Source organism: Fenollaria sp. (assembly GCF_057222035.1).
In genome coordinates this window covers 84,749-103,400 of record NZ_JBXXYC010000002.1, presented here as the reverse complement: position 1 = coordinate 103,400, position 18,652 = coordinate 84,749, and the positions used below count along the sequence as shown (strand labels likewise).

The following is an 18,652-nucleotide window of genomic DNA, read 5'->3' as shown; positions in this document are numbered from 1 at the left end:
TTTTATGCTATTTTTTAAGTGACTCACGAATTTTTTGCCGAGTCATCTTTTTTATATCTTCATTAAGACTTGCACTAGATAAATATTTATTTATCTTATCCTTATTTTTAAAATAAAGCTCACAAAGCAGCCACGCCGCCGCCATATTTATATAATAAGTATTAATCTTAATTATATTTATCGCATCTAAAATTTTTTCTATGTGAGCCTCGTCATTAAACTTTTTATTCATAATGACTAGGCCAAGACGAATGCTGTATTCATCTTCACTATGCACATAGCTTAGCACCTTTTGAAAAATCTCTTCACGATGCGCTTCATCAATAATTATTTCACCTGCGATTAAATCAGAGACTTCCCAATTATCGATATATAGAAGAAACTTATCAAGCGCGTCCATAGCTTCATCAAAGCTTCTACTCATCTTAAATATGCAAAGCGCGTATAAAAGTTTTTCCTCTCTATAATAAAATTTTGCCTCGTTAAAAATTTCAATACTGCAAGTTTTTTTGATTTTTTTAGAAAGACGCCTTAAAGCTCCCATGCGCACACCGATGATAGTGTCTTTATTAATATTTGGAACGAGCTTAGCTATAAAATCCTTGTACTTTGAATCAGAATTTTCTTTTAGCTCAAAAAGTACATCTTTATAAATCATAATTTTATGCCTTTGCCTTACAAGTTAATTCTTTCACGCAAATTTTAAAAACACGCGTTCTAGGTATAGCAGCTCTTGCATAAACAAATTTTTCGCTCGGAATATGATACTTTTGCACTAAAATTTCAAGCGCCTCCTCTTTTTCGTCATAATCATTAATTTCATAAACCTCGCCCTTGCCTATAATTGATTCGTAATTCATAGTGCAGTAGCCGCGCTCTTTGTCCATGATAAGCTTGTGATTTGCACTCATTTGAAAGCTCACAGCAGCGCCATCTTTTAGATAATCATACTTTTTTCCTTCTCTTGCTCCGTGAATGTATAAAGTGATTTCGCCTTGGACTTCGCTCACGCCAAAATTAACAGCTAAAATATATGGCGAGCTCTCATCGTTAAAGGCAAGAACTACATCGTCACAGTCTTTCATTATTCTAAGTATTTCATTTATATCCGTAACTTCTCTATCTGCTCTTCTCATAATTTTCCTCCTTAATTAATTTCAACGTCAAGTACGGCTTCAGCGCCCGATGGCACTTCTTTAATGATTTTGCCACCATCAAAATAACAAGCGCCGCCCTTAGATATATATGGCTCATCAAAATCGTAGCACACAGAATTTACATATAGTACAGGCGATTTTAATTTATCCGCTTGCACTGCATACTCAAACTTTTCTTCTTCGTTCCAAACACGCGGCTCGAAATCAGTATAAACAGGCCAAAGAACTAAATCCTTTTCAATATCAGCCGCTTTTTGAATAAGTTCATCGTGCCAAAAATCACCGCAGATGCCGACTAGAATTTTTTTATCATCAAAATCAAAAGCGTGAAAACCATCGCCTTCCTTGTATTGAGGTCCCGCAATTGGCTCTTTCCAACCATCAGATACGCGTCTAAAAACGTCCATTATCTCGCCAGTTTTGCCAATGGTGATCATCGATGAATAAATAGCGTCATCAGATTTTTCAATCATGCCAAAGCTAACAGCTATAGAATTTTCTCTCGCAGCAATTTTTATTTCATTAATAATATCATCATTTATATCTATGGCAATTGTCTTGTCCTTTTCATAATCCCAAGACAGAGCCTCAAAACCATGTAAAAAAGACTCACCAAAAACAAGTAGATCCGCCTTTTGAGCATATTCGCGCATAGATTTTATAATAATGTTTTTGTTATGTTCAAGGTCCTTAGTCTTAAAAGCTAAAGACATGAGATTGATTTTCATAAGATGACCTCCTTTTTATTAATTATATCATAAATAAGGCTTAAAACATAAAAAATCTGCCCCATAAGGAGCAGATAAAAAATATATATATGAATTTTACACTTAATTAATATATTTTAGCCTTTTTCTTTACAATATATATGTATAATTAATCAATCATAGGGGGTGTAAATCTATGAAAAAAATTTTCTTATGTATGGGCTTAACTATTATGATGCTTATCTGCGCATCCTGCTCAAGTGATAAGCCTAACGACAAAGCTAAAACAAATAGTGAAACAAAGATAGCGAGTGAAGATAAAAAAGAAGCTAGCTCAAGTACCGAAAAAAAGGAAACATCTGAAGAAAGCATAAATGATGCGGCAAATGACAATAGTCTAGTCAAAGATACTGTATGGCAAGTTGAAATGACTGATAATGATAAAGAGTGGATAGAAAAAAATGTTAAACTACTTTGTTCTAAGGATATTGACAAGATAAAGTCAAGCCTAGCCGGCAGTGCAAAAACTGCGGTAGATAAAGATCCAAATCTGATTATAGAGGCGCTAAAGCCACTAGAAATCTCTGGCGATATTGTAAAGATTGAAAAGGTATCAATGGAGTCAGGTCAAGATGGAGATGGTAGCAAGGCTTACATCTACCAAGCACTATGCCAAGGCGAAAAGAAAAAGATATATTTTAATCTTGCAAGAAATATTGCTAATCAGCTTATAAGTTTCCAGCTAAGTACAGCAGACTTTGAAGAAAATCAAGATGAGCTAAAAGAAAAATACAAGGCATTTATAGATAAATCGCTTGAGGTCATTGGCACAGTCAAGTCTAAAGACTACGAAGCATTTAAAGCATACTTTGATAAGGTAGGTGCAAAAGAAGAAGACATTAAAAATCTATATGATATGATTCTTAATGATATCGATTCATTAAATAGCAATTACTCAGAGCCTCAGATTAATATTGCAGAAAAAGAAGCAAAAGATGTTTTTGCTGATAAAAGTATGCAAGGTAAAGCTATAGAGATACTAATTAAGTATTTGGGTGATGCTACTAAACCAATACTTTCTTATGACTTTTTTTACGATGAAGATATGAACATATATAATCTTACTTATCGTAGATAATTAAGATTCCCCATCAAAACTCTTAAGTGTAATACTTGAGAGTTTTTTATATAATTCAAAATAAGAAGTGACATTTTAATAAATTATTTTAAATAATATACACTTCGAAATAATCTATATGCAAAATAAAACCCTCTCTACTTATTTAGTAAAGAGGGTTTATATTGATAATTTTATTTCTTTCTAATATACTTTCGATACTCAAACTTCATTCCATCATAATCATGTTCTTCACTAATCTCACTTAATTCAAATGCTTCGTCCTTATCCAAATTTCTCATCACAATATCATAAGGCTCAAAATCTTTTTTGATAAAAGTTATTTCTGCCTCATCCACCTCGTCTATGAGCTAATCGATGAGACTTGCTCCGCCAACTAAAAATATTTTCTTGTCAGAAAATTTTTCTTTTATCATCTTTTTTAACTCATCAAGGTCATGGGCAATGTGAGCACTATCCACATCTTTAAGTGAGCGCGAGACGATGATAGTTTCTCTGCCAGGAAGTGCGCCTGTCGCATCAAAAGTTTTTCTCCCCATGACTAAGACTCCGCCCATGGTCATCTCTTTAAAGCGCTTTAGGTCCTCGGGTATCCTTGTAAGCATGTCCCCTTTGTAGCCAATCGCCCATTTGGCGTCGACTGCCATTACGAGTATCATTATAAAGCTTGTTTTGCTGTGATTAGAGCTAGTTTGTAAACGTCGTCTGAATTACAGCCTCTTGATAAATCGTTAACTGGGCTGTTTAATCCTTGAAGTATAGGTCCTATAGCATCGTATCCGCCAAGTCTTTGAGCAATCTTGTAACCGATGTTACCTGCTTCTAGTGATGGGAATATAAATACATTAGCATGACCTGCGATAGCTGAACCTTTTGCCTTCTTTTCAGCAACTGTTGGTACAAAAGCTGAGTCAAATTGAAGCTCACCATCAACTGCTATGGATGCATCTCTTTCTTTAACGATTTCAAGTGCATTTATAACTTTTTCTGTTTCATCTGACTTAGCGCTGCCCTTTGTTGAGAAGCTTAGTAGAGCGATCTTTGGATCAACGCCAAAGCTCTTTGCTGTCATGTTTGAAAGAATTGCTGTTTCTGCGATATCGTTTGAGTCAGGTGCTATGTTGATAGCGCAGTCAGCGAAGATGTATCTTTCAGCGCCTTTAACCATTACGAATACGCCTGAAGTTTTTTTGTAGCCTTCCTTCATCTTAATGATTTGAAGTGCAGGTCTAACTGTATCGCTTGTTGCGTGCGCAGCGCCTGATACAAGGCCATCTGCCTTTTTCATATATACTAAGATAGTTCCGAAATAGTTAACGTCCTTTAGAAGTAGTGCTTTAGCGTCTTCTAAAGTAATCTTACCCTTTCTTCTTTCAAAAAATGTTTGAGCCATCTCGTCTATGTCTTTAGCTTCAGCTGGGTCGATGAAATTGATATTAGCTAGGTCTTTGCCTATAGCTTTAGCAGCCCCCTCTACCTCACTTCTCTTGCCTAGAACTATTGGTTCTAAAATATTTTCTTCTTTTAATCTGAAAGCAGCCTTTAAAACTCTTTCATCTTCACCTTCTGGAAAAACAATCGATGGATGTTTTTCTTTTACTTCAACTTTTAATTCTTCAAATAAATCCATAATAACCTCCTATTTATTCTTGATAAATTTATCCTTGCTAAGCGCAATCACCACTCCGCCAATAATTACGAAGATGGGATTGACATCTAAAAATACTACTATTAAAAAAGCTAAAGCGCTTATTGCGTATTCAAATTTATTTAAATGTGCTTTTTCAACTAAGCCTACAAGTGCTGCAAACACTAATGCACATACGACTGGTCTAACGCCTTTGAAGGCCGCTTGCACATAAGTATTATCTTGAACGCCCATAAAAAAGTGCGATATAACTAGTATTATGATAAAGCTTGGCAAAACTGCGCCTAAAAATGCAGCGAGTGCGCCTAAAAAGCCATATATTCTGTAGCCAACTAGTATGGAAATGTTTGCTGCGATAGGCCCTGGTGCTGTTTGCGCAAGGCTTATCGAGTCTATGTACTCTTCGTCTGTCATTAATTTTTTCTTAGTAACTATCTCACGCTCGATAATTGGTAGCATGGGAAAGCCGCCTCCTAAGGTGAAGGCACCTATTTTAAAAAATGTTATAAATAAATTAAGTATCTTCATCTGATCACCTATAAATAAATATGCCGACCACAAAACCTATAGCCATGATAAGTATTGGGTTTAGTTTTTTCACTCTAACTAGTATGAAGGCAATTATCGCTATAATTACTGATTTGTAATCAATTATCGCTCCCTTGCCAATGGTTACAACAGCTGCTAATACAAGTGCTAAAACAACTGGTCTTATGCCTCTGATTGAGACTTTTACAGCATTTGATTCTCTAAATTTATTTATTGTTAAAAATATTATACTCATTATAATAAAGCTTGGTAGTGTCACTCCAAGTGTCGCAACAACGCTTCCTAAAAAACCTGCTAATTTATTGCCGATGAAGGTTGCTGAGTTAACTGCGAATGGGCCAGGTGTTGTTTGTGCGATGGCAACTATATCTATAAAATCTGAGTAGCTTATCCAGTGAAGACCATTTATGATTTCTTTTTCAAAAAGTGGCATCATAGCATAGCCTCCGCCGAAACTAAAGAGGCCTATCTTGAAAAACACTAAAAATATTTTGATTAAAAAATTCATATACTCACCAAAAACTATTATATCACAAAGAGACATATTTTTCTAGACTCGCAAGGTAAATTTTAAGTAATAAATTTATGCTCTTTGTGATATAATTTATCTAAGGGGTGATGGTATGAGCTTAAAAGCTATTGATATTAAAGAATTAAATTTTAATCCGATGACGCTGATTGGCAAGGAATGGATGCTCGTGAGTGCCGGTAATGAGAAGGCGTTTAACACAATGACTGCTCAGTGGGGTCACTTGGGTGCAATTTGGAACGGCGATATGCCAACGTCAGTTATTTACTTAAGACCGCAAAGATATACGAGGGAATTTGTTGACAAGAATGATTACTACACACTAAGTTTTTTTGATCCTTATTATAAAACTGATTTATTATATCTTGGTACTCATAGTGGCCGCAATGAAGATAAACTTGCTAGAACGTCTCTAACACCTGTTTTTAGCGATAAAAGCGTTTATTTTAAAGAAGCTAAAATGGTTTTGGTATGCAGAAAAGTTTATAAGGGCGTTTTGCACGAGGAAGGCTTCATCGATCAATCCATACTTAAGAAAAACTACCCAGAGCGTGATTTTCACTATGTTTATATAGGTGAAATAGTAAAGGCTTATGTGAATGAAGAATAAAATATAATTATAAAAAGAGCTATGCGCATCAATTGATATGCATAGCTCTAATATTTTTATTTAAATTAATTTTTTGATTTATTTTTCTTTTTTTACGATGCGGTCCTTGCCAAAATATTTTTGTAAAGCTTTTGGTATAGTGATTGAGCCATCTTTATTTTGATAATTTTCTACAAGTGCTGCAAATGTTCTACCAACTGCAAGGCCTGAACCATTAAGTGTGTGAACGAAGTTTAATTTGCCTTCTTCGTTTCTATATCTAATGTTGGCTCTTCTTGCTTGGAAGTCCTCAAAGTTCGAACAGCTTGATATTTCAACGTATCTACCATAGCTTGGCATCCAAACTTCTATGTCATAAGTCATTGCTGATGAAAAACCTAAGTCGCCTGTTGATAATTGAACAACTCTGTATGGTATTTCAAGCTTTTGAAGAACCGCCTCAGCATCTGATAACAATTTTTGTAATTCATCATAGCTTGTTTCTGGTTTAACAAACTTAACAAGTTCAACTTTATCAAATTGATGGTTACGAATAAGTCCCCTGTTATCTCTACCTGCTGCGCCCGCTTCTTGTCTGAAGCATGGTGTGTACTCAGTTATATTGATAGGTAATTCGCTATCATCAACAATTTCGTCTCTAAGCATATTTGTTAGAGGTACTTCTGCTGTTGGCACCAAGAAAAAGTCCTTTGATGGCAAGTAGAACATATCATCTTCAAACTTTGGTAATTGTCCTGTACCTAACATGGACGCTCTATTAACCATGAATGGAGTGCTCATCTCAGTATAATCTTGTTCAAGCGTATGAAGATCAAGCATGAATTGAATTAAGCTTCTTTCAAGTCTTGCTCCGTCGCCTTTAAATATAGAGAATCTTGATCCAGCTATCTTACCAGCTCTATCAAAATCAAGTATATCAAGGTCTGTTCCTAAGTCCCAGTGAGCTTTTGGCTCGAAATCAAACTCAGTTGGTGTGCCATACTTCTTTACTTCAACGTTATCACTATCATCCTTGCCAAAGACAACATCTTTATTAGGAACGTTTGGTATGCTTAGTAGGTACTCAGATATTTTGTCATCTATTTCCTTAACTTTTTGGTCATACTCCTTGATCTCGTTTGAAAGCTCTTTCATCTCTTCAAAGATTTGGCTAACTTCTTCGCCAGCCTTCTTAAGCTTAGGTACTTCTTTTGAAATGGCATTTTGCTTTTGCTTCATTGTTTCAACAACGGTTAAAAGCTCTCTTCTCTTCTTATCTTCTTCAAGAAGTTCTTCAATTGGGAAACTTCCGTGTCTCTTTTTTAAAGCTTCTAATACTTCTTCTGGATTTTTTCTAACTCTTTTTATATCTAGCATAAAATCACTCCTTATCTTAATCTTAAATCGCGTCCTTTAAAGCGATATATATAATAATTTGATAATATCCTTGACGATAGTCTCTCTCCATACTTTTCTTTTATTGCGTCAACATTTAAATTGCTTGTGATTAGCGTCTTTAAATTTTTACTTAGTCTATAATTTATCAAATCAAGTATAGATTTCGAGCTAACCTGTGTATCTATCTCGGTTCCAAGGTCATCAATGATTAAAAAGTCTGTGTTATAAAATAAATCTCTCTTCGTTACAGCGTCGCCATCGGCCTTAAATATAGCTTCGTTAATGGTTTGGCACATTTCATAAGAGCCCACGTATGTAACATTGATAAGCTTTTCTATAAGTCTCTTTGCAAGTGATACCGCCATAAATGATTTGCCTGTACCAACGTCTCCAAAGAAAAATATGGATCTGTGCTCTTTATTAAAATTATCCACATAAGACTCAAGACTCTTTTTTATCTCAATCATTTCATCTCTTACATCATCTGAAAATATATTGGCATCGAAATTTTCAAAACTTTTTTCTCTCATCTCAGTATTTAGTTCATTCGTCTCAAGCATTTTTTCTCTTAGCATATCGTCAATGCAGGAACATCTTTTTGATTGATAAATGCCTGTATCTTCACATTTGTTGCAGTCGTAATGAACTTTGAAAGCATCATTAAGACCATAAGTCTCTATAAGTTTTTGTTTTTTAGCTTCTATATTAAGTATCTTTTTATTAATATCTTCATAATTTGTAAAATTCATAGACGCAAAATCATTAAGCACAGAATTTTTTTCGTTCTCAAGGCTTAAAAACTCAGGATATTTTTTATAAATAGCTTCTATCCTCTCGCTTCTCTCCCTCTCCCTAATGTTCTTAATATTCGCTTTTTGTCTATAAACATCATCTAACAAAGTCATGCTACTTCCTCCAATTGCCTTCATAAGTATCGCTTAGATAATCATCTGGGTACTCTCTCTCGTCAAAGTCCTTTACTCTCGCCTTTGGCTTCTTAGTATTATTATTTTTTCTATCGGACCTATAAAGCTCATTCGTTCTTTCAGCGTCTTCAACTGTCTTTATGCCTTCTTTGTGCCAAGCTTCTAAGATTGCATCAAGATATGCGATAGAAGGCTTTGCTGTGTATATAAAGTTTTCAGCAGCTTTTAAAATTATATCATTGCCATAATTAAAATCGTCATACCACTTGTCTATGATTTTCTTTTCAAAATCAGATACATTTTTAAATGGCATTGCTAGTGACTGCATAAGTTTATTGTAATTTCTTTGGCTATCATTCATCACGTTAAAATCACTCATAACTTGAGAAAGATTTGTAAAACCCTTATCGTACCAATTCATTATGATGGTCTCAACATAAGCTGGTGACTTCTTCTTAAGTATATCATAAGCGTAGGAATAAGCATGCGATATCATTTCGCAGCTAATATTGTAGTCACGAAGCCACTTGATGATCTTAATCTTCTCTTGTGTGTTAAGGGGCCTTCTGACTATGTGGGCGACGTCTTGGAACATCTTTTTTACGCCGTCGTCCTTATTTACTTCAATAATTAATTTAGTGTCGCTACTTAAGTCTCCTTCATCTATATCAAGCTCATCATCATAAGTATTTTGACTAAGAGAATTATTTGCGCTGTTCTTATCAAGTGATGAGCCGCTAAGATAAAGAGCTCTTAAATCTTTAAATAAGACACTAAAACTCAAGCTATCACCATCGTCATCGAAATCAACTATACCAACTGATTTCCAAAATCTCCAAGCTGATACGACATCTATAACAGGAATTTTTAAAACTTCGGCTATCTTCTCGTTGCTCGCCTCTATGTCATCGTCTTGTGCAAATCTTAGCGCTAAAAGATAAACTTTAACGAAGGTTCCGTCCGCTTGAGGCATAAACTCACTGATAAATATATTATTAACTGATGTGTCTAATAAATTTGAATTAATTTTCTCTAGCGTGAAGCTCAAAAAACTCACCTCTCTTTATCTCATAAGTATATACATAAGAAAGCAGCTCCCTGCCATTTTGTATAAACTCTTCTTCATTTTCTATGTATTCCTCTCTAGTTTTATCAATATCTTGAATATTAAATGTATCTAGATAATATGCCTTCTTAGTAAAACCTAATTTTTTATATAAATGTATGGCTCTCTCGTTAAACGCATTAACATCGAGCCATATTCTTTTAAATTTTAGTTCAGTAAAGACAAAATTTAAAAATTCTACAAGTATTTTATAGCCATGGCCTTGATTTTGATAGCGTACGTCCATGACTATAGATAACTCAGCTGATTTTCTTAAAATATTTATCTCTTTCAGTCCAATGTAGGCAATAGCCTTATCGTCATAATAAATTGCAAAATAGCGCTTAAATATGCCCTTCTTAGTTTTAAGCCACTCTTTTATTTCCCAATCCTCTTCATAAATGAAGTCATAATCATTTAAAAGATAGTAATTGCCTCTCTCCCAGCCACTAAACTTGTATGCGTCTTCAAGCTCTAAAGGCTTTATATTATATTTATTATTATTCATACGCATTCTTTGAAACGTCAAAGAACCTTGTGTATTCATCTTTCCAAATTAAGTTAACCACGCCAATAGGACCGTTTCTGTGCTTTGAAACGATTACTTCTGCTAAATTTGGATTTTCAGTTTCTTTGTTGTAAACATAGTCTCTATATAAGAACATAACTATGTCCGCATCTTGTTCTATGGCTCCTGATTCTCTTAAGTCCGAAAGTTTTGGTCTTTTATCTGGCCTTTGTTCAAGTGCTCTTGATAGCTGTGAAAGTGCTAAAACTGGTACATCTAGCTCTTTAGCAATGGCTTTAAGGCCTCTTGATATTTGTGAAATTTCTTGAACTCTGTTTTCAATTCTTTCGCCAGTTGTCATAAGTTGTAAGTAGTCAATAACAACTAAATCTAAGCCTTCTTCCATCTTAAGCCTTCTTAATTTTGCTTTAAGCTCTATTAAAGAAATGGCTGCTGTATCATCTATATGAAGATTATAATTTGATAATTCATTTGAAGCAGTAATCAGATTGACAAGGTCTGTGCCCTCAAGCTCACCCTTGAATAAGCTAGATAAGTTCATTTGAGCGAATGCCGCTAAAATTCTTTGACCGATTTGTGTCTTACTCATTTCAAGAGAGAACATGGCAACTTTTTTGCCCGCCTTGGCTGCGTTTACTGCAAGGTTAACCGCAAGAGCAGTCTTACCCATGGATGGTCTCGCCGCTAATAAAACTAGGTCTGATTTTTGAAAACCGCCTAAAAGTGAGTTAAGATCAGTAAAGCCTGTGGTTACACCGCTAAGCTCGCCTCTGTTTTGTACCCTCTTCATTATAGTTTGAACTGTTTCGCTCATAATATCTTCAAGAGCAGTTAATGAGTTTCTAAGACCTCCTTGAGAAATTTCAAAAAGTTCTTTTTCAGCCTTTTCAAGCACATTCTTCGCTGGCGATTTATCTTCAAGCGATAAAGCTTTTATCTCGTCAGAAAATTCTGCAAGACTCCTAAGTACAGACTTTTCCTTAAGTATATCTATATAAGCATCTTGATTTGAGCTAAGTCCTTCGTTATTTGCATAAATATTTGCAATATAAGTTATTGTATCAGCATCAATTTTTTCATTTCTTTCAAGTGTTTCTGTTACTGTCAATAGGTCTATAGGCTTGTTTAAAGAGAATAAAGTCCTAATCGCACTGAAAATCTTTCTATGAAGCTCGTTATAAAAATCAGCTTCATAAAGTCCTTCAATAGCTTTGACAGCAGCAGTTTTATTTTGCATTGCATTTGCTAAAACTTCCTGCTCAACTATTAAGTTGTTAGGTAATTCTCTTAAAACTTCCATATTACTCCCCTATATACTTATATTTACTCTTAAATTAGCTGTGATTTGTGGATAAAGTCTTAAAACTACAGTATATACACCTGCTTGTTTAATATTTTCCTTCATCTCTATCTTTCTTTTGTCAATATCTAAACCAAATTCTTCAAGCAAAGCCTTTTGTATGTCTTGTGATGTAACTGCACCAAATAATTTGCCAGTAGCGCCGCCTTCAGCCTTCATCTTAAGAACTTTCTTTTCTATATCTGCTTTGATCGCATTTGCTTCTTTAGTTTCTTTTTCGATTTTAGCTTTTAGTTCAGCTTGCTCTTCTTTCCATTGCTTTATGTTTTCATCAGTAGCTTCTAAAGCAAGTTTTTTTGGAAACAAGAAATTTCTTGCGTAACCGTCCTTACTATTAACCATCTCGCCTTTTTTGCCAAGGCCTTTAACGTCTTCAATTAGTATAACTTTCATTATTTAACACCTTCTTCTTTCTTAGATTCTTTTTCTTCGTCTTTATATTCTTTAATTTTTCTCTTTAATTCTTCAACAGCCAAATCAACTGATAAATCTATCCTAGTAGCTGCTTGATTTAAGTGGCCGCCGCCTCCAAGCTTTTCCATAATTAATTGTACGCTTATCTCGCCAAGTGATCTAGCTGATACATGTGTTTCGTTATTTGAAATTTTAACAGCAACGAAGGAAGCCTTCATGCCATTGATGCTTAGCATCTCATCTGCTGCTTGTGCCGCGATAAGTATTGAATTATCAACCTTGTCTTCAAGTATACCGATAATTGTATCATCCATAAATATTTCTGACTGTCTAACTATGTCAGCCCTATTCTTAATAACCATGTAATCTTCTTTAAAGTATTTCTTAACTACTTCAGGATCAGCTCCAAACCTTCTAAGCATTGATGCTGCCTCAAATGTCCTTACACCAGTTTGAACAGTAAAATTCTTTGTATCAACTGTAATTCCCGCAAGTAATGCCTCTGCCTCAAACTTACTCAAAACAACATTGTCAGTCATATATGTGAATAGCTCTGTTACAAGCTCTGCTGTACTCGATGCATAAGGCTCTAAAAATACAAGTTCAGTAGATTCAATAAATTCACCGCTTCTTCTGTGGTGGTCTATAACTACCCTGTCTCTGATTTGATCAACTAAGTCTGGTGCCTCAGAGATGGATTTTTTATGATGATCGACAACTATAAGTAAAGTCTTGTCATCAATTAGTGAGCTAAGTTCAGCCTCAGTCCTTACAACGCCATTAAGACTTTTTTCTTCTTTAAGTCTAGCCATGATATTTCTAATACTCATATTAACTGAGTTAAGTGCGATATAGGCAGTCTTACCTCTCATTCTAACAAGCTTTACTACGCCGATAGCTGAGCCGATTGCGTCCATATCAGCGTTTTTGTGAGGCATGATAACTACGTTTGATGCGTCATCAATAAGTGATCTTAACGCGCCTCCAACTACCCTTGCCTTAACCTTAGTAGTTTTTTCAACTGCTTTTGATTTTCCGCCAAAGTACTCGTAATTGTGTCCTCTTCTAAGAACTGCTTGGTCACCGCCTCTACCTAAAGCTATATCCATAGTGTTTCTAGCAATTTCGTATTGCTTAAGAGGTGTTTCTCCATCAGTTGTCGCTGAAATTGATAGAGTCAGTGGTATTATACTTTGTACTTTTAAATCACGAACCCTATCAAGAATATCAAATTTCTTTTGTATAATCTTTTGAAGATTTTCATTATTTGCAATGATTAAATACCTATCATCATCATATTTTCTAACAGTTGCTTCATAAGCATTAAAATAATTTATGATCTCAGTCTCAACATTACCAGTAATAGTCGCTCTAGCACTGTCCTCAACACTGCTTTTAACTTCATCAAGGTTATCTATATATAATAGTATAGTCGCAATCTTTTCTTTGTCAATAGTGTCCTTTGCTTCTTTAAGGTCAGTTCTGTTAATCCAATAAAGAAGAAGCATTTCTCTGTCTTTGCTGTCTTTTGATTTAACTTTATTAACATAAACTTGATAGTAGTTATCTCTATATAAAATTTTAAGTGGCTCATCGCCTGCGCTTAAAATTTCATTTAGATTAATTGATGATATAGCGTCAAGGATGTTATCTTCAGGCTCGCCATCAATTTCAAGCATTTTGATAAATTTACTGTTATACCAGTTAATTTCACCATCTTGATTAATGATAACCATAGGAAATGGCATTTTAAATACAGCTTGTTTTGTTAACGAGTCAATAGTTTCCTCTATATTTTCAAAATTCTTTTGCATAAGTGTAGTTTGGTCTTCAAAATCTTGCAAGAATCTTATGTGTAGCGAAACAAAGATTACGAGTGCAATAAAACCTATGATGATATTTAATATCATAAGCATTATGACTAAAGCAAACTCAAAAATCACTTCTATTAAATTTTCTTTTACATATGCTTCGATTTTTTTAAACATCTTATGCACCCCTTATCCTTGTAGTACCATCTATGAAGCCAAATATTATATTTATAAAAAACATTATTCCTAAGAAAAATATGGATATGGCAAAATATAAATTTGCCGCGACTGTTTTTTTGTAGCGTATTTTTAACGTAAACATCACAAAAGAAAGTCCTTGTACAGCTAAGCTCATAAATATCATTAAAGATATATTGTCAATTATAAGCTCATTTATTCCTAAATCTGTTAGCATAAAAATCAAAAGAATTGTTAGCATTAAATAAAATGCTGATCTTTTAAATTTTAATGCTTCAATAAATGGCTCTGTTATATTGACATCGCCTCTTTTTCTTATTATATAATGAGGCAGTTTTAAAGCTATGAAAGAGGCTATAAATGCTAGAAAAAAGACAGTGCTTGCTAAGTACTTTTTAAACTCTTGATACGCTAGACTCACCATGTCCTTGTCAAAAATAAGTTCGCCCTCATAAGATTTAACGAGCTCCATTTGCTTATCTAAACTTTTATTAAAAACTTCTATGAGATTTATATTGAAAATATCTCTTAAAAAAATTATATAAACTATACTTGAGACCACCAAAGTAAGCGTCATAGCTAAAAGCAGCTTGTCGCCTCTCATTTTCATTTTGATTAAAGTGACAGCTATTATTAAGAATGGCAAACCTAATATTGCCTTTTCAAATATAAAGGCTGGCTCTAAAAATATTGCCAAGACGCCAAGCGAAGCCATGTATAAATATATTGAGCTGTAATCTTTATTCTCAATCGAATTCATTAGATAAGCTCCAAGTACGAATGGCATCGCAAAGATACCTAAGTACCTTGTTATAAACATGGTTAGCGTTAAGACTACAAAACTTATAGCCGTCTCAAGATTTTTATTCTCTATTTGCATTATCTTTCCTTATAAGTATCGAGATGCTTCATAATCTTTGCGTACATCTCTTCGTCTATATATACTTTACCATCAATTTCTTTATTTCTTAAATAATCAGCGATAAATTTTATATCAAGTATTGAATAAACTTTAACACCGTAATCATCTTCAAGCTCGTGAATAGCTGACTTATCGCCACTACCTCTCTCCATCCTATTAACAGAGATGATTAGAGCCTTGACCTTTGCATCATAGTGTTTAAGTATATCGATGGACTCTCTAACAGCAGTTCCTGCAGTGATTACATCTTCGATGATAACTACATCTGAATCAGCATTTGGAGTCTCTCCAACAAAAATTCCTTTTTCGCCGTGATCCTTTGCTTCTTTTCTATTAAATGAGTAGCCAATTTCAAGGCCATAGTTTTTGTAAAGACTTACAGCACAAGAAACCACTAGCGGTATGCCCTTATATGCTGGGCCGAATAGCAATGGCTTATCTAATTTAATATTGTCCATATAAGCTTTGGCATAAAAGTCGCCAAGCTTAGCTATCTCTTCAGAATTATTAAAAAATCCAGTATTTATGAAATATGGACTCATCCTTCCAGACTTAGTCTTAAAGTCGCCAAACTTTAAAACATCTGATTTAAGCATTAAATGTATAAAATCTTCTTTGTATGACATTATCCTATGTTCACATCCTTAATTAAAATATATTTTGGTCCATAGTAATTATCTATATGAATCATCTCTTTAGAAAAATACATATTCAAGCCTTTTTCCATGATATTAGCTGAAAAAGCACCGTTGTTAATGATTTTTGTTTCTTTGCCGTCAAAATACTTGGCAAGTCTAAACTCACCGCCAAATATACCTATGGAAGCATCTGCTTGGAAACTTGAGAAACTCTTTATCTCAAGGTGTCTAGTCTTTCTCATCTCATCGATTGACATAGATCCAGGAGCTACTTCGATATTTACTAAATTACCTGTAGGCTCAATGCCCATGTATGACGCGAATCTTTGTCCAGCAGATAAATTTATCATTTTGCCGTCCTTAAATATTTGTGTTTCTTTTAGCTTAACACCATCGCTGTCATACTTGCTATTGTGCACGGAACCCTCGATCTCAGGCTTTAAGGTGATATTTACAAGATCACCCTTGGCTCCTTTATGAGCCTCTTCATTTAATTTTAACTTATTTAGCTTCATATAATGAGTTGAGCCGCTTGCTTGATAATCATAAAAGTTAAAGAAGGCTGGAATATCTAGACCAGTGATGATTACATCAACTGATTCAATTGGCTCAGCTAGCTTAGACATAGCTCTATCCTCTGCCTCTTTAAGCTCTTCATAAATATTTTCTTCAAATTCTTTTTCATTTAGCTTAGAAAAAGTAAACATTCTATAAACCTCAATCGAGCCCGCTTCGCCGCACGCATCAGCAATTGATTCAACGATTATCTCGCTCTTTTTAGACTTGCAGTCGCAGCTCTTTGAGTTCACAAGATTTTCTTCTATATTATTAACAAAGATTTCGCATGAGTTTATCTTAGATTTTGTTCCATAGTCCTTGTATACTATCTCCTTCACCTTTTTTATAGTCTCAAGCTCATCTATATAATCTTTTTCATCTGTCAATATAGTTCCTTCAGCTAAAGGAAAATATTTATTCTTAATGAATTTTGCTCTTTCATAAGCAAGAGCTACTTTTCTTGCAATTTCTTCATCACTATCTGATGGAGCTGTATTAAATGAAGAGTCTCCTCTAAATTTTATGCCATCTTCTTCAGTATCAGCATATATAGTCACACTCACGTCATCAGTCTCAACGCTTCTGTCCATATCTATCTCATCTCTTATTAAGAAAAGCTCCTTACTAGATGTTTTCTTTCTAATTAACTTAAAATCAGAGATTTCTTTATTTTCTTTTATTATATCAATAATATTTTTAATTCTATCCATTAGCTTAATCTCCCCTTAAATTTTAAGTAGCTGCCACCAGTTGAAGTCCTGACCCATTCCTTATAGCCTTTGCCGCAGTAACCCGAGCCATTCATTTCAATTTCTCCAGAAACCATGGATATAGACTCAAGCACATCAGGTACATAACCTGTTAATGTTGCTGGACTAAATACTTTTCCAGTTAATTTACCGTCCTTTATCTCTCTCGCCTTCATTGCAGTGCATTGAATTCCCCAGTTCTTAGGGTCTTCCATGCCATTGTTCATGCCATCAAGTAAAAATCCGTATTCAATGGACTTAATCATATCGTCAACGCTGTCCTTGCCGCCTTCAAAGAAAGTATTTGTCATTCTTGTATAAGCCTTTCTTCTGAAAGATTCTCTCTTGCCATTGCCAGTTGGCTTAACACCTAAAGACATTGCAGATAGCTTATCCGCCATACCTCTTCTAAGTATACCATTTTCAATAATGACAGTATCAGACGCCAAAGTGCCTTCGTCGTCAAAGCTATAGCTTGAGCATTCGCCAATGGCTGTGGCGCCGTCATGCATCGTAGTTATATCGCTTGCCACTCTTTTATTGACATAGTCCTTTGCCAAAGCTCTATCCTTAACAAACATATCCATCTCTACTCCGTGGCCAAAAGCCTCGTGAGCAAGTAAACCTGTGATGTCTGGTGCACTTATTAAATCATAGTAACCAGGCTTAACAAGTTCTGAGCCAAGAAGTTCAATCGCATTGCGAACAACTTCTTTATAAATATTATCAAGCTCCTTAAGTACTTCCAAGCCGCCTAATCTACTTACGCTCTTGTAGTCGTATCTAAAGTCGTCGTCCTTTTGAACGTCAGCCTCAGCCATAACGCTAGTAAAAGTATATGCTTGATTTAAACACATCTTTTTAGAAACAAAAAGCTTTCTCACTTCAGTTTCTATGTACATAGCTCTCGCAGAAACAACTAGATCAGACTCTTTAAGCGTCTTGTCCTTAATTTCTGTTAAATAATTTATCTTGTCTTGAACACTCATCTCGTCAAGAGAAATCTCTAAATCAGATGAAAAATCCTTTACAAATTCTTCCTCATCGATTAGAGAATATTTTCTCATAGAAAAATTGTTCTCTTTATAAAATTTATAATTTTCCTCAATTTCTTTTTTTATCTTCTTGGAGAGCTCTTCTGGGCTTTGAAGCTTATCAAAAGATACTTCACCGTAGTAATCATTGTTATATACACGTGCTACAAAGCCTCTCTCGCTGTCCATGTCTTCGCCAACACGTGTTATGCTCTTTGATACCATGTAATTAGTTGAGTCAGTATCAGTAGCAAGTATCGATACATAGTCAAAGTCCTTGCTAAGTAAGTCAACTGTCTTTACAAGACATTCCTTTGCATCAACTAAGAACTGTGATAATTTATTTTTCATCAGTCTTTTTCTCCTTTCTCTCAGGTTTGCTAGTGCATAGACCTACGATTAAAAGTATATCAACTATAGCTAGTGCATATACAGTGTATTCTTGCACCGGTTTATAAACTACATTAACTATTGTAAATGCTAGTAAAATTATAAATGCTGCTTTGATTAAATATTTTCCGTTCATACTCACACCTCTTTAGATATTATATCACATATGAAACTTATTTATCAATAATAATTATACATTAAAAAATTACTAATATATTTATAGTTTTTAAAACGTATATATATTTCTTACTAATGATTCATGACTTTTAAATAATTTTTTTATAATTAAATATAGTTTCATGA

General features: G+C 34.4%; 22 protein-coding genes. 2 read left to right on the top strand and 20 right to left on the bottom strand.

All coding sequences use genetic code 11. The features are described 5' to 3' along the window. Window positions 1-7 precede the first annotated feature (7 nt). From AC2UOP_RS03480 to AC2UOP_RS03470, 3 genes are read right to left on the bottom strand one after another with little or no spacing between them, the layout of a single operon-like run. Complete coding sequence (locus AC2UOP_RS03480; RefSeq protein WP_484832640.1) at window positions 8-658, bottom strand: DNA alkylation repair protein; 651 nt, start codon at window positions 656-658, stop codon at window positions 8-10. A gap of 4 nt (window positions 659-662) precedes the next feature. After that, on the bottom strand, window positions 663-1,136 hold the full coding sequence (locus AC2UOP_RS03475; protein ID WP_484832639.1) for a pyridoxamine 5'-phosphate oxidase family protein: 474 nt from the start codon (window positions 1,134-1,136) through the stop codon (window positions 663-665). A gap of 11 nt (window positions 1,137-1,147) precedes the next feature. Then, complete coding sequence (locus tag AC2UOP_RS03470; protein ID WP_484832638.1) at window positions 1,148-1,885, bottom strand: carbon-nitrogen hydrolase family protein; 738 nt, start codon at window positions 1,883-1,885, stop codon at window positions 1,148-1,150. 175 nt (window positions 1,886-2,060) lie between these two features. Here AC2UOP_RS03470 and AC2UOP_RS03465 point away from each other — a divergent pair, with 175 nt between their 5' ends. Further along, a complete protein-coding gene (locus tag AC2UOP_RS03465; protein WP_484832637.1) occupies window positions 2,061-3,002 on the top strand; it encodes a hypothetical protein in 942 nt (313 codons plus the stop codon). Between the two features lie 173 nt (window positions 3,003-3,175). On the opposite strand, the gene AC2UOP_RS03460 is transcribed toward AC2UOP_RS03465, so the two are convergent. Genes AC2UOP_RS03460 through AC2UOP_RS03440 form a run of 5 tightly spaced genes read right to left on the bottom strand, consistent with a single transcriptional unit; the run spans window position 3,176 to window position 5,707 of the window. Further along, entirely contained in the window at window positions 3,176-3,340 is a 165-nt protein-coding gene (locus AC2UOP_RS03460) for a hypothetical protein (protein ID WP_484832636.1), read from the bottom strand. A 12-nt stretch (window positions 3,341-3,352) separates the two neighbouring features. After that, window positions 3,353-3,661, bottom strand: coding sequence for a dihydrofolate reductase (locus AC2UOP_RS03455; protein WP_484832635.1), 309 nt, complete (start codon window positions 3,659-3,661; stop codon window positions 3,353-3,355). Next, window positions 3,661-4,632, bottom strand: coding sequence for a phosphate acetyltransferase (gene pta, locus AC2UOP_RS03450; RefSeq protein ID WP_484832634.1), 972 nt, complete (start codon window positions 4,630-4,632; stop codon window positions 3,661-3,663). Before pta ends, AC2UOP_RS03455 begins: the two co-directional genes overlap by 1 nt. A 9-nt stretch (window positions 4,633-4,641) precedes the next feature. Then, complete coding sequence (locus AC2UOP_RS03445; RefSeq protein WP_249242911.1) at window positions 4,642-5,178, bottom strand: chromate transporter; 537 nt, start codon at window positions 5,176-5,178, stop codon at window positions 4,642-4,644. Between the two features lie 4 nt (window positions 5,179-5,182). Further along, the gene (locus AC2UOP_RS03440) at window positions 5,183-5,707 is read right to left on the bottom strand and encodes a chromate transporter (protein WP_019214942.1); all 525 of its coding nucleotides are present in this window, start codon (window positions 5,705-5,707) and stop codon (window positions 5,183-5,185) included. A 115-nt stretch (window positions 5,708-5,822) separates the two neighbouring features. Here AC2UOP_RS03440 and AC2UOP_RS03435 point away from each other — a divergent pair, with 115 nt between their 5' ends. Then, the gene (locus tag AC2UOP_RS03435; protein ID WP_106018051.1) at window positions 5,823-6,338 is read left to right on the top strand and encodes a flavin reductase; all 516 of its coding nucleotides are present in this window, start codon (window positions 5,823-5,825) and stop codon (window positions 6,336-6,338) included. Between the two features lie 78 nt (window positions 6,339-6,416). Here the strand turns inward: AC2UOP_RS03435 and serS are convergent, their stop codons facing one another. From serS to AC2UOP_RS03375, 12 genes are read right to left on the bottom strand one after another with little or no spacing between them, the layout of a single operon-like run. Beyond that, window positions 6,417-7,694: a serine--tRNA ligase gene (gene serS, locus AC2UOP_RS03430; protein ID WP_484832633.1), complete on the bottom strand. Its 1,278-nt coding sequence runs from the start codon at window positions 7,692-7,694 to the stop codon at window positions 6,417-6,419. Between the two features lie 11 nt (window positions 7,695-7,705). After that, entirely contained in the window at window positions 7,706-8,620 is a 915-nt protein-coding gene (locus AC2UOP_RS03425; protein WP_484832632.1) for an ATP-binding protein, read from the bottom strand. A 1-nt stretch (window position 8,621) separates the two neighbouring features. Beyond that, entirely contained in the window at window positions 8,622-9,689 is a 1,068-nt protein-coding gene (locus AC2UOP_RS03420; RefSeq protein ID WP_070599203.1) for a DnaD domain protein, read from the bottom strand. Beyond that, a complete protein-coding gene (locus AC2UOP_RS03415) occupies window positions 9,664-10,254 on the bottom strand; it encodes a GNAT family N-acetyltransferase (RefSeq protein ID WP_484832631.1) in 591 nt (196 codons plus the stop codon). The genes AC2UOP_RS03420 and AC2UOP_RS03415 overlap by 26 nt, the downstream gene beginning before the upstream one ends. Then, window positions 10,247-11,575: a replicative DNA helicase gene (dnaB, locus tag AC2UOP_RS03410; RefSeq protein WP_019214936.1), complete on the bottom strand. Its 1,329-nt coding sequence runs from the start codon at window positions 11,573-11,575 to the stop codon at window positions 10,247-10,249. Before dnaB ends, AC2UOP_RS03415 begins: the two co-directional genes overlap by 8 nt. Window positions 11,576-11,584: 9 nt before the next feature. Further along, the gene (gene rplI / locus AC2UOP_RS03405; protein ID WP_019214935.1) at window positions 11,585-12,028 is read right to left on the bottom strand and encodes a 50S ribosomal protein L9; all 444 of its coding nucleotides are present in this window, start codon (window positions 12,026-12,028) and stop codon (window positions 11,585-11,587) included. Then, window positions 12,028-14,037 (bottom strand): DHH family phosphoesterase, encoded by a 2,010-nt coding sequence (locus tag AC2UOP_RS03400; protein WP_484832630.1) that lies wholly within the window; start codon window positions 14,035-14,037, stop codon window positions 12,028-12,030. Before AC2UOP_RS03400 ends, rplI begins: the two co-directional genes overlap by 1 nt. A gap of 1 nt (window position 14,038) precedes the next feature. Beyond that, entirely contained in the window at window positions 14,039-14,938 is a 900-nt protein-coding gene (locus tag AC2UOP_RS03395) for a DUF2232 domain-containing protein (protein ID WP_249242904.1), read from the bottom strand. Further along, window positions 14,938-15,606, bottom strand: coding sequence for an orotate phosphoribosyltransferase (gene pyrE / locus AC2UOP_RS03390; RefSeq protein WP_070599213.1), 669 nt, complete (start codon window positions 15,604-15,606; stop codon window positions 14,938-14,940). Before pyrE ends, AC2UOP_RS03395 begins: the two co-directional genes overlap by 1 nt. Continuing rightward, complete coding sequence (locus tag AC2UOP_RS03385; RefSeq protein ID WP_484832629.1) at window positions 15,606-16,886, bottom strand: metallopeptidase TldD-related protein; 1,281 nt, start codon at window positions 16,884-16,886, stop codon at window positions 15,606-15,608. The genes pyrE and AC2UOP_RS03385 overlap by 1 nt, the downstream gene beginning before the upstream one ends. Continuing rightward, window positions 16,886-18,310 (bottom strand): TldD/PmbA family protein, encoded by a 1,425-nt coding sequence (locus AC2UOP_RS03380; RefSeq protein WP_484832628.1) that lies wholly within the window; start codon window positions 18,308-18,310, stop codon window positions 16,886-16,888. Before AC2UOP_RS03380 ends, AC2UOP_RS03385 begins: the two co-directional genes overlap by 1 nt. Next, entirely contained in the window at window positions 18,300-18,485 is a 186-nt protein-coding gene (locus AC2UOP_RS03375; RefSeq protein ID WP_070599216.1) for a hypothetical protein, read from the bottom strand. The genes AC2UOP_RS03380 and AC2UOP_RS03375 overlap by 11 nt, the downstream gene beginning before the upstream one ends. Window positions 18,486-18,652: the final 167 nt, after the last annotated feature.

Bases quoted from the DNA above. Each gene is read 5' to 3' on its own strand.
- AC2UOP_RS03445 (WP_249242911.1), bottom strand. From the start codon at position 5,178: ATGAAGATACTTAATTTATTTATAACATTTTTTAAAATAGGTGCCTTC.
- AC2UOP_RS03465 (WP_484832637.1), top strand. From the start codon at position 2,061: ATGAAAAAAATTTTCTTATGTATGGGCTTAACTATTATGATGCTTATC.
- AC2UOP_RS03455 (WP_484832635.1), bottom strand. From the start codon at position 3,661: ATGATACTCGTAATGGCAGTCGACGCCAAATGGGCGATTGGCTACAAA.
- serS (WP_484832633.1), bottom strand. From the start codon at position 7,694: ATGCTAGATATAAAAAGAGTTAGAAAAAATCCAGAAGAAGTATTAGAA.
- AC2UOP_RS03380 (WP_484832628.1), bottom strand. From the start codon at position 18,310: ATGAAAAATAAATTATCACAGTTCTTAGTTGATGCAAAGGAATGTCTT.
- AC2UOP_RS03440 (WP_019214942.1), bottom strand. From the start codon at position 5,707: ATGAATTTTTTAATCAAAATATTTTTAGTGTTTTTCAAGATAGGCCTC.
- AC2UOP_RS03435 (WP_106018051.1), top strand. From the start codon at position 5,823: ATGAGCTTAAAAGCTATTGATATTAAAGAATTAAATTTTAATCCGATG.
- AC2UOP_RS03400 (WP_484832630.1), bottom strand. From the start codon at position 14,037: ATGTTTAAAAAAATCGAAGCATATGTAAAAGAAAATTTAATAGAAGTG.
- dnaB (WP_019214936.1), bottom strand. From the start codon at position 11,575: ATGGAAGTTTTAAGAGAATTACCTAACAACTTAATAGTTGAGCAGGAA.
- AC2UOP_RS03425 (WP_484832632.1), bottom strand. From the start codon at position 8,620: ATGACTTTGTTAGATGATGTTTATAGACAAAAAGCGAATATTAAGAAC.
- AC2UOP_RS03415 (WP_484832631.1), bottom strand. From the start codon at position 10,254: ATGAATAATAATAAATATAATATAAAGCCTTTAGAGCTTGAAGACGCA.
- rplI (WP_019214935.1), bottom strand. From the start codon at position 12,028: ATGAAAGTTATACTAATTGAAGACGTTAAAGGCCTTGGCAAAAAAGGC.
- AC2UOP_RS03480 (WP_484832640.1), bottom strand. From the start codon at position 658: ATGATTTATAAAGATGTACTTTTTGAGCTAAAAGAAAATTCTGATTCA.
- AC2UOP_RS03385 (WP_484832629.1), bottom strand. From the start codon at position 16,886: ATGGATAGAATTAAAAATATTATTGATATAATAAAAGAAAATAAAGAA.
- pta (WP_484832634.1), bottom strand. From the start codon at position 4,632: ATGGATTTATTTGAAGAATTAAAAGTTGAAGTAAAAGAAAAACATCCA.
- AC2UOP_RS03395 (WP_249242904.1), bottom strand. From the start codon at position 14,938: ATGCAAATAGAGAATAAAAATCTTGAGACGGCTATAAGTTTTGTAGTC.
- pyrE (WP_070599213.1), bottom strand. From the start codon at position 15,606: ATGTCATACAAAGAAGATTTTATACATTTAATGCTTAAATCAGATGTT.
- AC2UOP_RS03470 (WP_484832638.1), bottom strand. From the start codon at position 1,885: ATGAAAATCAATCTCATGTCTTTAGCTTTTAAGACTAAGGACCTTGAA.
- AC2UOP_RS03475 (WP_484832639.1), bottom strand. From the start codon at position 1,136: ATGAGAAGAGCAGATAGAGAAGTTACGGATATAAATGAAATACTTAGA.
- AC2UOP_RS03375 (WP_070599216.1), bottom strand. From the start codon at position 18,485: ATGAACGGAAAATATTTAATCAAAGCAGCATTTATAATTTTACTAGCA.